At 54.9% G+C, this 14,565-nt stretch carries 11 protein-coding genes; 7 read left to right on the plus strand and 4 right to left on the minus strand.

Translation table 11 applies throughout. The annotated features are described in order from the left end of the window. Together LGN17_RS36145 and LGN17_RS36150 are read right to left on the minus strand one after the other, a co-directional pair. On the minus strand, positions 1 to 288 hold a 288-nt coding region (locus LGN17_RS36145; protein ID WP_226201517.1), incomplete at its 3' end, for a hypothetical protein. Between the two features lie 31 nt (positions 289 to 319). Further along, entirely contained in the window at positions 320 to 652 is a 333-nt protein-coding gene (locus LGN17_RS36150) for a hypothetical protein (RefSeq protein ID WP_226201518.1), read from the minus strand. A 229-nt stretch (positions 653 to 881) separates the two neighbouring features. Here LGN17_RS36150 and LGN17_RS36155 point away from each other — a divergent pair, with 229 nt between their 5' ends. Continuing rightward, positions 882 to 1,586, plus strand: coding sequence for a hypothetical protein (locus tag LGN17_RS36155; protein ID WP_226201519.1), 705 nt, complete (start codon positions 882 to 884; stop codon positions 1,584 to 1,586). A 190-nt stretch (positions 1,587 to 1,776) separates the two neighbouring features. Here LGN17_RS36155 and LGN17_RS36160 read toward each other — a convergent pair whose 3' ends face one another. Together LGN17_RS36160 and LGN17_RS36165 are read right to left on the minus strand one after the other, a co-directional pair. Next, complete coding sequence (locus tag LGN17_RS36160; RefSeq protein ID WP_226201520.1) at positions 1,777 to 4,062, minus strand: DUF2357 domain-containing protein; 2,286 nt, start codon at positions 4,060 to 4,062, stop codon at positions 1,777 to 1,779. Positions 4,063 to 4,065: 3 nt separating this feature from the next. Beyond that, positions 4,066 to 6,810, minus strand: a complete 2,745-nt coding sequence (locus LGN17_RS36165) for an MrcB family domain-containing protein (protein WP_226201521.1) — start codon at positions 6,808 to 6,810, stop codon at positions 4,066 to 4,068. 383 nt (positions 6,811 to 7,193) lie between these two features. Here LGN17_RS36165 and LGN17_RS36170 point away from each other — a divergent pair, with 383 nt between their 5' ends. From LGN17_RS36170 to LGN17_RS36195, 6 genes are all read left to right on the plus strand, one after another. Further along, on the plus strand, positions 7,194 to 7,496 hold the full coding sequence (locus LGN17_RS36170; protein ID WP_226201522.1) for a type II toxin-antitoxin system Phd/YefM family antitoxin: 303 nt from the start codon (positions 7,194 to 7,196) through the stop codon (positions 7,494 to 7,496). Between the two features lie 16 nt (positions 7,497 to 7,512). After that, positions 7,513 to 7,899 carry a type II toxin-antitoxin system RelE/ParE family toxin gene (locus LGN17_RS36175; RefSeq protein ID WP_226201523.1) on the plus strand — a complete coding sequence of 129 codons (387 nt, stop codon included), beginning with the start codon at positions 7,513 to 7,515 and terminating at the stop codon, positions 7,897 to 7,899. 469 nt (positions 7,900 to 8,368) lie between these two features. Beyond that, positions 8,369 to 10,135 (plus strand): restriction endonuclease subunit S, encoded by a 1,767-nt coding sequence (locus LGN17_RS36180; RefSeq protein WP_226201524.1) that lies wholly within the window; start codon positions 8,369 to 8,371, stop codon positions 10,133 to 10,135. 2 nt (positions 10,136 to 10,137) lie between these two features. Then, positions 10,138 to 11,889: an AAA family ATPase gene (locus tag LGN17_RS36185; RefSeq protein ID WP_226201525.1), complete on the plus strand. Its 1,752-nt coding sequence runs from the start codon at positions 10,138 to 10,140 to the stop codon at positions 11,887 to 11,889. Positions 11,890 to 11,894: 5 nt separating this feature from the next. Beyond that, the gene (locus tag LGN17_RS36190) at positions 11,895 to 12,698 is read left to right on the plus strand and encodes a hypothetical protein (protein ID WP_226201526.1); all 804 of its coding nucleotides are present in this window, start codon (positions 11,895 to 11,897) and stop codon (positions 12,696 to 12,698) included. A 1-nt stretch (position 12,699) separates the two neighbouring features. After that, positions 12,700 to 14,160, plus strand: a complete 1,461-nt coding sequence (locus LGN17_RS36195) for an N-6 DNA methylase (RefSeq protein ID WP_226201527.1) — start codon at positions 12,700 to 12,702, stop codon at positions 14,158 to 14,160. Positions 14,161 to 14,565: the final 405 nt, after the last annotated feature.

The following is a 14,565-nucleotide window of genomic DNA, read 5'->3' on the forward strand; positions in this document are numbered from 1 at the left end:
ATCCCGAACAGGACCGTGAAACGACTCTACGCCGATGATAGTGCGGATTCCCGTGTGAAAGTAGGTAATCGTCAGGCTCCCTAAGCCAGAAACCCCCGCCCGAAAGGCGGGGGTTTTTGCATTGGCGTGGTGGAAATGCGCACGGAGCATTCGGCATGGCTGCATGTCGTGCTGCACGCACTGATGCTCGCGATGCCGCAGGATGCGGAGAAGACGGAACGCAACTTCTCGTCTGTTGTGACGATTGTTGAAGTTGCCTGCAGCCTCACCGCAGACCATTTGCGTCAACGCGTGAGCCGAAGTGCTTCACGCCGAGCCATCACCAGGCAGTAGAGCCGCGCAAGGCGGCCAGCGCTGCGTCTTCCTCGTCCTTATCCTCTTCCTGGGCAGCTGCACCATAGGGCTGCTCTCGCCAGTTCAGCGCGCTGTAGTCGGGCGTGATGATGACCCTTCGGGAAGCAAAGCTGAACCGAAGATAGACGCGATCACCCGGCTTGAATCCGAACATCTCGAAATGCGCGTCGATGGCGCGCATCCATGGCATGTACGGTTGGCCATCCTGGGGAAGGTCCGGCTTGTTGCCGAGGGTCAGCTCAACCTCGGGATACTGTTTGAGCTTCTTGGGACGTGACTTACTATAGGCGTTAGCCATCTTCCGACTCCTGTGATGAGTTGGTTGTGGTCAGCGGGTCGTATGGGTGGCAGCCCATGCGGCCCGCGCTTTTACTGCTTTGCTCTCTTCGGTTTACCTTCTGTATTTGCGCTCCAGAGCGAAATGATCTTCCCTATCGCTGGCGCAATAGAAAGTTTAGTTCGTATTGCATCTCATAAATCAGCACGGCTTCGAACTAGCCGATCGGTAGATACGAGATCGTCGACAAATGGCGGGAGTTGATGTGTCGAACTTGAAGAGAATGTTTGGCGACTTCATGGATGGGCACCAGAGCCGGCGTGCGTCGCGAGAGCTGTTCGAGCGGCAGCGGGTGGCAATTGAGGAGCTTTTCGAGGCGGATCTGACGTACTTGCGCGAGACGTTTGTAGGAACGCCGGAGACACTTCAATCGGAGTCATTTCCGGACTATCCCGGGGCAGTATGGATGGGCGGCCTTGGCGTCAAAGCGTTCTGCCTGACGCAGGATGTTGAAGTCGAGCAGTTCCCGGTCTACGTCAAACTTGTGGCCGCTGGCAGGGTGCGAGTGGGGCCACGCCAGTTCGCCCGAGACGGGTCGATTCATGCATTCTTTTCCTGTGTAGATCGCTACTCCGGGAAGCAGGTCAGTTTGCTGACGAACGATGTCGAGCTTGTCCGCTCAGTTTCGGCAACCGGATTCAATCCGCCACCGCCGTGGCTTGCGTGGTATGAACTCGGGTCGTTGATATACAACCTGCAGGGCGATGCGCAGTATTGGTATGAGAATGTGTGGGATCGGTATTGGGAAAGTCTGAGTCTGGCTGACCAGGATGCTTTTATCGATGGACGGCGATCGTCAGCCCACGCCTATCTGGGCAAGGAAGAGTGGGCGGAATGGATCGATGCGATTCGAACTAGGGACGCTCGTTATCGGGAGCGGTTGAGGGATGAGTAGCTGAAGGCCGGTGGCGAGGCTGGCTGCTAGTGCTTGCCCGTATCAAGAGTTATGCGGAAGGGGGCGACATGCACCAGCGCGTCAGCCACTAATGGTATGGTTCACCCGCTTCTTCTATCGTAGTGGCGCTACCACCCATGGAGGCTGCCGTGAACTCGGTCACGTTAGGAATCGATCTTGACGTGAACGACTAAGTACCGTCAGCGAGCGACAGAATCTCCCCCCACCGAACGCTGATGGGTTCTCCATACTCTAGCCCTAGATTCCTGACATAGGTATCGATCGAGTGTGGCGAAAGACCTTGAAGCCACTGATCATGAGCGAGCCACTGGATCTGCACACACCAGTAGTTTCCGCGAGGTGCTGGATAACCAGATTCGCTCATCCCAGTTTCTGAGACCTCTTCTGCACCGGAAACGATGCGAGTCAACGCAACTTCCTGTGTCGACGGACAGTAAAGAAGTAGAAGCTGGCTACTTAGTAAGGCTGCGCCGGCGCGAACACCACCGCGACGGCCTCCAGCTCGGACGTTATATGACCTCCGTTCTCGAATCCAATCCCAGTGTTCGTGGCTCTTCACAAAACCCAGAAGGACGCTTGCCTCTGGCGACGGTGAAGTGAGTGATTGGATCGATCGCCCACGAAGTGACGTGTCATAGGTTTCGCTGAGCCAGTACCGGCTGCGCTCGTGTCTGGTTAAACGCGTTGCAACGTGATCGAGTACGTCACTTATAAAGCGTTGTAGTGCGGATGTGCCGCTCGCAATGCCAGTATCTGTCGGCCGCAACACGAATGCCCCCAGTCCTGGCAGAAGCTCGTGATATTCCGGATATCTGAGACCGTCCCCTTCATCGTCGCCACCCGGATACAAAACATACGCGCCGGCGGTCCGATGAATAGCGTCGCGGTATGCATGCATCTTCAGTAGGTCATCACGAAGAGGGCCCCCGCGCTCCAGACGCGTCGGCGATTCGAAACCGACGGTGCTTTCCTCTTCATTGTCGGCGCCGAAAATTTCTCGAACGAAATCAACCCGATACTTAGCGTCGAAGTGGAGCGCAATTGGTTCAAAATGTGATGGTTCGTCGTCGGTCGGGCTGATCAACAACGAGTAGTCCGGTCGCATGGGTCTCGTCCAGGATGCGATACCTGCCGAGCCTTGCCGATAGGTCCGATTGAAGCAGAGCTCCACTCGCATGCGTCGATCAAGGCGGTTGATCTCTCCGGCGAGAACAGTTTCTACACCGGTATGGATGCCGACAGTCAGTCCGTCCGACCGAGTCTGTACCAACGGACTCAAGTCAAATGAGTGGCCAACAAGATCGGCTACCACCTGTGATAGCTGAATGAACGCCCAGTACTCGTAAAGCGTCGCGACGTCGCGCTGACCGGCACCGTAGACGTCGGGCGACGACTGCCAAGAGAGGCGTGCGGCAAACTCCGTTTCCACGTAGGCCTTGAAGATATCCCGATAGCCTTCGCGCTTCTGAAGCACCTGATCGTCTGCAGGAAATCTCGTGAGTCGTCCAACGTCGTTGAACACGTCGTGATGTAGCACTTCTTCTAACTGAGACATTACAACCGAAATTTCCCGTCGTCCGCGCATTGTCGCTGGTGTCGCTTGGTTCTTGGAAAGACCTCGATCGATGTCGCCGAGTATCCGAAGCCAATGCTCCAGGGCGAACTTGACGAAACGGTTGGGGGCTGTATCGTGCGTTGCTTCGGTCTGCGCAAGCTCAAAGTAGGACGGGACAGACTTGAGCGATCCGTCGGGCCAGGCTGACCGAGATCCCCCTTTGGCGAATTGCCGAAGGACATGTGAGTCCGCTCGAATGCCAGCGCCAGCACGCACCATCTCGTTTGTCGTTTCCCACGCGGTGTGCGGACGACGAGTGATTTCGTGAAGCGCTCCTTGGAAGTTTTCGCTTTCGAACAAGGCGCGCAGAAAGGTGAAGCGTTGATAGAGCGTGACGGCATCACGGGTGTCGTCGAGTTCGAAGCTTGCATTGCTCACCGCGAAGCGATCCATCACAAGCTCGGTCATTCGCTCAGCGATATCGCGCAGCATCCAGCGATACTCTGAGAGGTATGAGAGTTTGCGGGATCGAATTTCGAGTTCCAGCTGCCCGAGTGTGCTGATGTTGGTGCGTAGGACAACACGTACGGTGCCAGTGGCAAGTCCAGGCCGTAGGCGACCAGACATACCGTCTAAGGTATCGGGTTGAAACACTTCTTCGGGGTCTGCGATCAACGGACTGTCGCCCAGGCCGGTGATCTCCCAGGTGTACCGATATTCCATACCCTCCAAGAGCTCGACCGTACCCGAGCAGCCGTTTTCTGCGCCGGTGCCGTCTAAGCTCCAAAGCGTTGCGCGAGGAGTGGCAGAGCGACGGGGCAACACCGCAACGTGTAACTTTGCAGCGACGTTTCCCGTCGAATCGCGAAGGAGAGCGATAGCTTCTGAAACAGCTTGCACGGCTTATTCCGTAAAGCTTGCGAATTGATTGGCACGCAGGCTGCGGAGCATGCGGATAGCTTTGGCATAGGCAATCGGAAGAGCTGCGCCTTGCTCGGGCAGCGCTTCGACCTCTAATGTCGGTAGCTTGTCATCGGCTGCTACGGAATCCGGCAGGTCGCGACAGAAATGCGCGAGCGCCAGCAACGGTAGTTCGAGCCGCCTACGTGATCCGTGAAGTCTGGGAAGTACCTTCTGCATGACGATGCGGTCTGCAATTGCTGCAACGCTGTTGATCCCAGCTTCTTGCACCAACGTTGCGAATCGTATCGCCTCATAGAAGACGCGATGACCGAACTCGAGGTTGTAACGGCTTAACAATTCGTGCAGTTGCCGCAAGCGCTGAGTTAGCTCGATGATCGAGTCACCGGAGCGCTCCCGATGCCAGCTGTCGTCCTGCGCAATGCTCAGCAACCCTCTCACTAGTTCCTGATCACCGGCTACGCACGGCTGCGGCTTGATGGCTTGAGTCGAAAGATCGCTTGAGTGCACGCGAAACTCGAAGGTGTTGGCGCGATCAAGTACCTTTGGTGAAAACATGTAGGTCGTCTCGTCGATGTTGACGGTACCGACAATCCACAGATTTCCCGGAAGAGGGATTTGCTTATCCGCGCCAGCTCTCAGTCGCCAGCAGTCGTCCGTTCCTTTGTGGAGGTTCGGAATGCAAGGTTGACCGGACTCCATCCCCGATAGCACGTCGGCGAAGTAGCGTTCGACGTGTGCAAGGTTCATTTCATCCAGAAGCAGTAGGTACGGATGCAGTGGGTCAGCTGCCGCTTTCAGGATGAACTCCAACGGGGCTGGCACCGTCCAGGCACGGCGTCCATCGAGTTCGCGCTTAAGCGCGTCTTCGTACCCGAACAACGCTTCAGCGCCCGTCCAATCGGGTCGGACTGCGGCGACGTGAAGCCGATCTTTGCCGAGCCACTCGCCGAAACGAATTGCGATTTGCGTTTTACCTGAGCCCGAGAGCCCGGTCAGAATGACCAACGGCTTGGTGACCAGACTTGAAATGAAGGATGTGACGAGCCCGTCATGATGGTCACCAAACTTCACGCCACTCGCGCGTAACGCGGTGCTGAATGTATCGATGGCCTCACGAAGGTCTGCTCTAACCGGAAGTGGCTCGTCCGATTGCTCTGGTTCGACTACTTCCGGAAGCTCTTCTCCGTCGTTGATGGCCAGCACTTGGCTATAGATGTCGATAACATCGTCCAAATCTTGTTGTAGCTCGGCCATTGGCAGAGGTTGCGTGAGGTCATACGCCGCACGAACAATGGACGTACCGTAGCGATCTGGCATCCGACCGTACCGTCCTTTGAACCACTCCTTAACCGTTTGTGCACCAGCCAGCTCACCCCAGCCTAACTGGGAGGTTTCCTCCTCGCTAACCCCGTAACAGAGCAACAGTTGCCGCTGTTCCGAGTACAGAAGTAAGACAGGATAGATGCCCCTGTTGACTGATTGCCCATCACCAAGAAACGCGACCCAAGGGATTTTGGCAAAGTTGCCTTTGCCGAAGCTCACTCGTACCTTGAGATCGCGATATTCGCTGAGGTAGCCTTTTGTGGCGAGATCTTTTGCTTCGCGTGCCTGTTCGAGAAAGCGATCGAGAAGTCCCTCAATGCCGTCTGAGGACTCTTCTTTCGACTCAACTTCAAAATCAAGACGTCGTAGAAAACGAAACGCGGACGAGTCTTCGCCACCAGAAAAGGTCGCTCGATCCAGTGGTTCCCCAGTTGCGTATTTAACAGCCAGCGATAGAACCAACTTCGGCGGATAGCGCTTGCCGTCGTAGAGCAAATCGTAACCCGTAGATTCAGCGTCCTTCGGCACGCCGTCCCGATCGATTTCCTGCAAAGCTAATCGGATGTGCTCTGGCGTTACGGTCTCCGTCGCTGCGGCGAATGTTTCGCTGCGCCACTCTCCTTTCAATGGGGGGACGTAATAGTCGAGCTGGGTCGTACCGCGCTCTGTTTCAAGGCGCTTCCGAATCGCTTGCAGTTCTCGATCCAGTTGAATTGGATCCATGCGATTGACGACGCGGCGCTCACGTTGCGAATAATGTCGAACGATAGTCTTCCGATCATTCTGACCGAAGATGCGCTCGAAGTCATCGGGGAACAGCAAGAAGAGAAGCATGTGGCGAAACTGTCTTGCTTCCCAATCGGGGACCTGGCGAAGCCATTCATCAAAGACCCAACCGTCCGCGATCAGGTCGAGCTGTTGAATGTTGTTTAGTTCACTGAAGCGACGGAGGAAGTTGATTAGGAAGACCAGCTCGCGCCATTGATTTTGATTGAAGCCGGGGCCGGCGCTACCGACGCCCGCGAGCACGTCGTCATCTAGCCAGCGCGAGTCCGTAGGTAGCGGTTCGCCGGACCACGACCAAATAGTCTGGATAGTCTTGCGTTTGCGACCGGCTGTTAGGCTGCTTGGACAGAGGTACAAAAGCCACATCATTTCCGCGACCAATTGCTTCGTGGAGTTCGCGGTTGGAGCGAGCTGATGCTCCAACTTCTCAAGAAATCTTCCGTCTCCGAGATCCGGGTTGCGTACGAAGTGTTCATCGAGCAAGTCGAGAGCAGGTGATGTCCAAAGCAGTTGATTTGTCAGAACGGAGCGGCTGCCTAGGAGCGCTGCGTCGCGCCAGTGGATGGCCGCTTCTAGGATGGATTTGGGATCGTCGTCCCCGCAGTACCTGCTCATAAATCGCCCCGTAGTTTTCCGTATGTTAAGAGTTAATTGATTGTATCGACAGATTGCCTGAATTGCGCTGCGGGATACATAAAAATGTGAGACGAATCTCATTCGTCACCGACTGAATATGTGGAAGGCACGCGGGAGATTTATGGCTCAGCTTAATGCGTATCTACGGCAACCTGCGTTGCACCGAGATACCTGGTGTCATGACTCCTTGCGTACAAAAAAATATCGAAATCGTGGTTGCATATGGAATCGCGGCAGGCTCGAACAGCTGCTCCGCGGGGAGGTCACTCCAAGTCCCCAATCGCCACCATCTTCTCGGCACCAGGCGAATTGCGGTATCATGTACACTATTCTGTACATGTTAGCAGCCTAGGGAGTAAGCCATGTCCATCTCCGCTTGTGATGTGATCCCGCTGTCTCACGCGAGGGCGAATCTGTCTGAACTGGCAGACCAGGTAAAGGCCGGCGCAGAGAAGATCGTTACAAAGAACGGCGAAAGCTACGTCGCCATCATCGATGCGCAGCGGCTGGATTACTACCACCAGCTAGAGCGGGAACGCATTCACTTACTGTTGATTGCAGGTGCCAGCAATGGGGTAGCGGACGTGGCCGCAGGTCATGTCAAAGAGGCTCGCAGAGTCCTCTCCTCCGTCAGACTGCGCCGCACCACTAGAGCAGCCGACTAGCGATCTGATTCGAGCCGTGACAGCCCGTCATACAGTCAAATTTACTGCTAACTTCGAGCGCAATCTTGAGGAAGTCGAAGTGTTTCTGCGAGAAGCCGGTGTTCCGCAGGCCTTTGAGGTGCTGGTGGGTGAGTTGACGAATACAATCATCCCCAATCTGGAGCGCTTTTCAAGTATGGGTTGGCCCTTTCTCAAACACTCTGTCCGCTCCGTCGAGACGAGTAACGGAGTCGCTCGCCTGACCGAACAATTGAACGGTGTTGCGGATGGTAGCGAACTGCGCGAATACATGATGGCGAGCTACATGTTGCTGTATGGACGAATTAAGGGCACGGTATATCTGCTATCGATCCATCATTACCAACAGCTTTCATTTGATTTGGCGAAACACTGGCCAACCTGAGCAGATAGACCAAAGGGGCATAGTTCCACCGGCAACAGAAGCATGTCACGGATTGACTAAGGGCGCGAACAAGTCGGCCCTATCATTCAAAACATGGTGTGGTTCGACGGGCCGGCGGGGTGAAGCCACGCGCGAATGCTCCATCGATACTAGCCAGACAAGACTACGTGCTGTTCATCAATCGCACATCCGGTAGTGCGATCGAAGCGGAAAAGGATGACGCGGGGGAATGTTTCGCTGTGACGGAGATCCGGACTCCACGCTAGGCCGAGAGTGGTGCGGTATCCCTTGGGACACGAGCGGACAGAATGGTGGTGATTTGAGAAGGGCTGCATAGGGAGTTCATGCTTGTGCCTGCGCCAGGACTTGATTGTGTCGAACTCGCCGACTAAGGGGCGTGCAGAAGGATGGGTTTGTTCGGCAAAGAGCTGAACACGATGATGAATGATATGAATGAGGAGTTGACGGCGTGAGTGAACTACCGAAGGCCTGGAAGCTTGCGCGCCTTGATGAGCTTTGTGAATGGATTAGTGGTGGGACTCCGCGACGTTCTGAACCGTCCTATTTCGGCGGTGAATTTCCGTGGATAACGATCTCCGACTTGAATGATGGTGTAGTCTTTCGCACTGCAGAGAGCTTGACTAAAGCGGGTATTCTGAACAGTGCGGCCAAGCTCGTGCCAGAAGGTACTGTTCTCGTTGCTCTTTACGGTTCCATTGGCAAGCTAGGTATTACAAAGCGACCGTCAACAACTAATCAGGCCATTGCATGTGCGTTGCCTGACGAACAAGCGTTTGACCCACTTTATCTTTTTCATTACCTGCGATCGAAGCGCTACGAGCTCAGCCTTTTGGGTACTGGCATCACCCAAAAAAATATCTACCTCGGAGACATCAAAGCATTCGTTATACCCGTTGCGCCTCGCGCCGAACAAACCCGCATCGTCGCCAAACTCGAAGAACTGCTATCTGACCTCGATGCCGGTGTGGAAGAACTGAAGGCTGCGCAAAAGAAACTGCAGCAATATCGACAGTCCCTGCTCAAGGCTGCCGTTGAAGGTGAGCTCACTGCTCCCTGGCGTCAAGCGAAGCGCAAGCTCGGCACCCTCACCGAGACCGGTCTCCAACTGCTGCAACGTGTCCTAGCAGAGCGTCGGGCCCGATGGGAAGCTACACAACTTGCTAAGTTCGAGGAGCAAGGTAAAGTCCCACCCAAAGACTGGCGAATGAAGTATCCCGAGCCAGTGCAGCCGGATACCACCAACTTGCCGGTACTTCCTGAGGGTTGGGTATGGGCGAGCTTGGACATGTTAGGTGAGATTGTGTCTGGCGTTGCTAAAGGCACTAAGCGCGGTGGCAGTGTGCTTGTTCGCGAGGTACCGTACTTGCGGGTTGCGAATGTGCAGCGTGGTTACCTCGATCTATCCGAAGTCAAAACCATATTTGCGACTGAGCGCGATATCGAAGAGCTAACTTTGAAGAGCGGAGACGTCCTGTTCAATGAAGGTGGTGACAGAGATAAGTTGGGGCGAGGCTGGGTGTGGCGTGACGAGCTTGTACAGTGCATTCACCAGAATCACGTTTTCCGAATGAGGCCCTACTTGCCTGACTTACTGCCGGAGTTGATATCGCATCACGGAAACACGTTCGGAAAGTTGTGGTTCCAGAACGCCGGTAAGCAGACCACTAACCTCGCGTCGATCAACATGACCAACCTCAGGAGGTTCCCTGTGCCGGTTGCACCAGCTACGGAGCAGCAAGAGGCGCTTGTCCAGATCCAGGCACAATTGGAAAGCCTGGACCGCCAGCAACAGGTGACAGACTTGGCCATGAAGCAATCGGGCGCCCAACGCCAAAACATCCTTCGCGCTGCCTTCACCGGTCAGCTAGTGCAGCAAGACCCAGACGATGAGCCGGTCGATGGGCTACTGGAACGCGTTCTCGCAGAAAGGGCGGAGCGCGCCAAGCAACCTAAGGCTCGAAAGACCAAACAGAAAAAGGAGATCGCCACCGTGATGAGCCGACTGATCGACGTGCTCGCAAAAACGGGTGACTGGTTACCTGCGCAAGAGGCATTTCGGCGCTGTGGTGTAGCCGATGGTGCGCTAACTGACCAGATCGAAGTGCTTTTCGCCGAGCTACGCGCGCTGGACAAGGCTGGTCGCTTGGCTATTGAGCCAGTGGTCGACGCGCAAGGTCGCAAGCTCTATGACAACCTGAAACTGCTGGCGGACTGAGCATGCGTCTAGACAAGCTCACTATTGGCAGTGTCAAGGACAGTGCAACGCACCAGTTCAAGAACCTAAAGAACGTCACTATCGACTTCGATCAAGATCACTGGGTGACAGTAGTGATTGGTTGGAATGGTACCGGCAAGTCGAATGTGCTGGAGGCGTTAGCGATTATCTTCCGCGACCTGATCGCCAAGAAGCGCACCCCTGACTTTGCCTTTCGACTGGCCTATCGCATGGGGGCGGGTGAAAACTTGCGCCGTGTCCATATTGATGCCGATCCGGATCGTGAGAAAGATGCTTTTCTGATCCACGTCGCTAATGCACGCCAGATCGAGCAGAATAATACGGTCCGCCACTCATTGGATTTTGGAGACGAGGCAGGCGAGGCACCGCAGGGTGAGCCGATCAAGCTCACGGCCTTTTTGAATTCAGATGCCGAGTATCTGCCGCGGTATGTGTTCAGCTACTACTCGGGCGAAAGCCCGCGTATGCACGAGGTATTCCGCCCCTACCTGGAAACCTACGACAGCAAGCTCCGGAACGGAGAAGATCCGGGCTTGAAACGACTGTTTTATGCCTTGCCGGTACACAGTCAGTTTGTGTTGCTGGCCTTCATGATCAAACAATCCACGGAAGTTCGCGATCTCCTCGAGAACGATATGGGGATTGATCCGGATGAAGGCATTGAATCGGTTCTATTTGTTTTAAAACAGCCTGGCTGGAGCAAGCGACGTGGGAGAAAGAATGTTGATGTCGCTGGTGACGAAAGATTTTGGGGTGCTAAAGGCGTTGTTCAAATATTCTTGGACCGACTTCAGAGTATTGCCTTGGCCCCTATTCGGATCAAGAGAGACAAGCAAATCACACTCTGGAATAAGGAAACAACAGAGTTTCAGTATCTCTTCGTTAAGGACATTGATGCTCTCCGACGATTAGTCGGGGAGCAATTGCCAGCACATTTTTTCCGTGATCTTGAAAGCACATACGTTTCTGAGTTGATCGAAGAGGTGCGTATTAGGGTGCGCCTGAAGAAGAACGATGGTAGCGTGACTTTCCGGGAACTTAGCGAGGGGGAGCAACAGCTGCTTACGGTTTTGGGTCTACTGCGTTTTACCGCAGAGGAGGAGAGTCTTTTCTTACTGGATGAACCAGATACGCACTTGAATCCGCGTTGGAGCGTGGATTACATCTCTTATCTGAAGAAGTTCATTGCCAGCAGCACAAAGCAGCAAGAAACAAGCCACATTCTGCTGACCACACACAATCCGTTGGCCATTGCTGAGCTAGATCGCGAGCAGGTGCAGATCCTGCGCATGCACAAGCAGGACGGTCTCCGTCAGATCGTCGCGTGCTATCCAGAAATGGCGCCACGTGGTATGGGCTATGCAGCAATTGTGACGAGCGACATGTTTGGTATCGCATCTTCACTCGACCAGCCGACCCAGGAGCTTTTGGAGACTCAGCGAGCGTTCGCCGCAAAGGATGAGCTCACATCAGACGAGCAGCGGGAGTTGGACGTTCTCAACGCACAGCTTGACAGGCTTGGCTTTCGATTCTTCCATCCTGACGATGAGTATTCCCGATATCTGCGTTTGCGCAATGAGTTGCTTGTGCAGCAGTTCAAGACGGAGCAACCCAAGGAGCTAGCCAAGAACGTGGTGCAAATGTCTCGCACTGAGCGAGAAGATTTGGCCAAACAGCTAATTGCGGAATTACTGGCTGACGAAGCAAACTCTTCGCGGGGGACAGCGTCTTGAGGTATGTGGACCGTACAAAGCTGGTGAAGCCGGCAGGATGGCTTGAGCGTGCACAAACGGCTTCGCAAGCCGTAGCGAATGGAGCAGATCCGAACGATTACAGTGCTGTTTGGCGCGAACTCAAAGATGGGCTTGCTAATCTGCTGCACGGCAAATGCTGGTATTGCGAAACAGCGGTAGACCGTTCGGACAACGCCGTTGATCATTTCCGTCCAAAGGGCAAGGTCAGCGATGCCGCCAACCCGCACGCGGGCTATCGATGGATGGCCTTTGATGAGAGCAACTTTCGCTACGCGTGCACCTACTGCAACAGTCGGAGGAAGGATCTAGAAAACGGAACAGCTGGTGGGAAGGCTGACCGGTTTCCCTTGGTCGACGAAGCCCAGCGTGTTTATGCCGTCGGTGCGGTCGCTGTGGAGCAACCGCTGCTGCTAGACCCTTGCGAAATTTCTGATTGGCGTCTGCTGGGATGCCATCAAGAAAACGGTCAACCATGTGCAGCAGGCACAGATGCCGTTGCTAAGCGGCGTGCTGAAGCGTCCATCGAGATTTATCACCTTCATTACGAGCCCACTTGCAAGCGCCGACACGCGGCTGCGGTCCAGTTGATGGCCGATGTGGATGAGGGCAAACGTATGTTTGAATTGGCTACCCATGATGCTGCCCGAGCGGCGGACTTCAAGGCTATGGCGGCTCGGTTGCGCCGCGCGATCGACCGCGAGTCGCCCTACAGCGGCGACATGCACTTTTTGCTGCGCGGGCAGCGCAGTGACGCACACCCATGGATACAAGAACTTTTAGAGGCCTGAAGTGAACACAAGTGGCCTCATCCAGAAAGTCTGGAATTTTTGCCACACGCTGCGTGATGATGGCGTGGGCTACGGCGATTACCTGGAACAGCTCACCTACCTGCTGTTTCTGAAGATGGCGCACGAGTATGCGCAGGAGCCTTACAACCGCAACACGCACATCCCGAAAGGCTACGACTGGGCCAGCCTGCGCAAAAAAGCCGGCGAGTCTCTGGAAGCGCATTACCTGGCTACGCTGCACAAGCTGGGACAGGGCACGGGTATGTTGGGCGCCATCTTCTTCAAGGCTCAGCACAAGATCCATGATCCGGCGAAGCTTTCGCGCCTGGTGCAGATGATCGATGAGCAAAGCTGGGTGGGCATGGACACCGACACCAAGGGTGATCTATATGAGGGGTTGCTGCAGAAGAATGCAGAAGACACCAAGAGTGGTGCCGGTCAATATTTCACGCCGCGCCCCGTCATCCAGGCGATGGTGGAATGCATGCGCCCGGTGCCCGGCAAGACCATTGCCGACCCGGCCTGTGGCACGGGTGGCTTCTTCCTGGGGGCTTACAATTGGTTGACCCGCCCTGGTGCCAAGCTAAGCAAGCGGCAGAAGGAATTCCTGCGCGTTGCGACTTTCCACGGCAACGAGATCGTGCCTAACACGCGTCGCTTGTGTCTGATGAACTTATTTCTACACGACATCGGCGAATTGGAAGGGGAGCCCTCGATTGATCGTTCAGACGCCCTGACTGCAGGGCCCGAGATGAAGGTGGACTATGTGCTCGCCAACCCGCCCTTCGGGAAGAAGAGCAGTATGACCATCACGAACGAGGAAGGAGAGGAAGACCGTGATGCGCTCACCTATGAGCGCCCGGACTTCTGGGAAACCACGTCGAACAAGCAACTCAACTTTCTGCAGCACATTGTGAGTATGCTTAAGGTGGACGGCAAGGCCGCCGTGGTACTACCCGACAACGTGCTATTCGAGGGTGGTACCGGAGAAAAGATTCGTCGAAAATTGTTGGAGACCTGTGATGTACACACAATTCTGCGCCTACCCACTGGCATTTTCTATGCGCAGGGCGTTAAGGCGAACGTGGTGTTCTTCGATAATGCACCCCAGGATGGTTGTATCCATACTAAGGGAGTGTGGTTCTACGACATGCGTACCAACAAGCACTTCACGTTGAAGACGAGGCCGCTCAAGCGGGATGATCTACAGGACTTCATTACCTGCTACCACCCCGATAATCGTCATGAGCGGAAAGAGACAGAGCGTTTCAAGTTCTACCAGTATGACGAGTTGATCGCTCGGGACAAGGCGAGCTTGGACATCTTCTGGCTCAGGGACAACAGCCTGGACAACCTGGATGACCTACCGCCTCCGGATGTGCTGCAACAGGAAATTATTGAGCATTTGGAGGCCGCGCTAGCGTGCTTCCGAGATGTGGCAATTGGGCTCCAGGCTGATTGAGCCCGGTCGAGTGCTGTCAGACGCGCCTTGTAACTCTAAAAGAGTTGCTTTCTCTGGCTCGAATTCGTTGATAAGAGGTTATGCAAACATAAAACTCTGCATAGCGTTCGGCACATATCCCGACATAGCTCGTTGGGTGTTTGCCGAAAAGGAAAAGGCCTTGAACATCAAGGCCTTTTTCAGTTTTTGTCTCGCTTCGAAGTTGCTTCTTCGATTCAATGATAGGTCAGTCGCTAGGCTTCGCCGTTCAATTGCACGACAGTGGCGCTAGCTACACTTGGGAGTGTCAGGATTTCCGTGTTCAAGGCGGGTGGAACAATTACACGGAAGGTCGGACGAACCGATCTGCATAAAGGATAGCGAATTGGTTCATGGCCGTCTTCCAGTCATGCGCGGCACTTCCCC

Origin of the sequence: Burkholderia sp. AU30280 (assembly GCF_020420125.1) — a bacterium.
GTDB lineage: Bacteria > Pseudomonadota > Gammaproteobacteria > Burkholderiales > Burkholderiaceae > Burkholderia.

Coding starts and splice junctions, on each gene's coding strand:
- LGN17_RS36170 (WP_226201522.1), top strand. CDS start 7,194: ATGTCCATCTCCGCTTGTGATGTGATCCCGCTGTCTCACGCGAGGGCG.
- LGN17_RS36185 (WP_226201525.1), top strand. CDS start 10,138: ATGCGTCTAGACAAGCTCACTATTGGCAGTGTCAAGGACAGTGCAACG.
- LGN17_RS36150 (WP_226201518.1), bottom strand. CDS start 652: ATGGCTAACGCCTATAGTAAGTCACGTCCCAAGAAGCTCAAACAGTAT.
- LGN17_RS36155 (WP_226201519.1), top strand. CDS start 882: ATGGCGGGAGTTGATGTGTCGAACTTGAAGAGAATGTTTGGCGACTTC.
- LGN17_RS36165 (WP_226201521.1), bottom strand. CDS start 6,810: ATGAGCAGGTACTGCGGGGACGACGATCCCAAATCCATCCTAGAAGCG.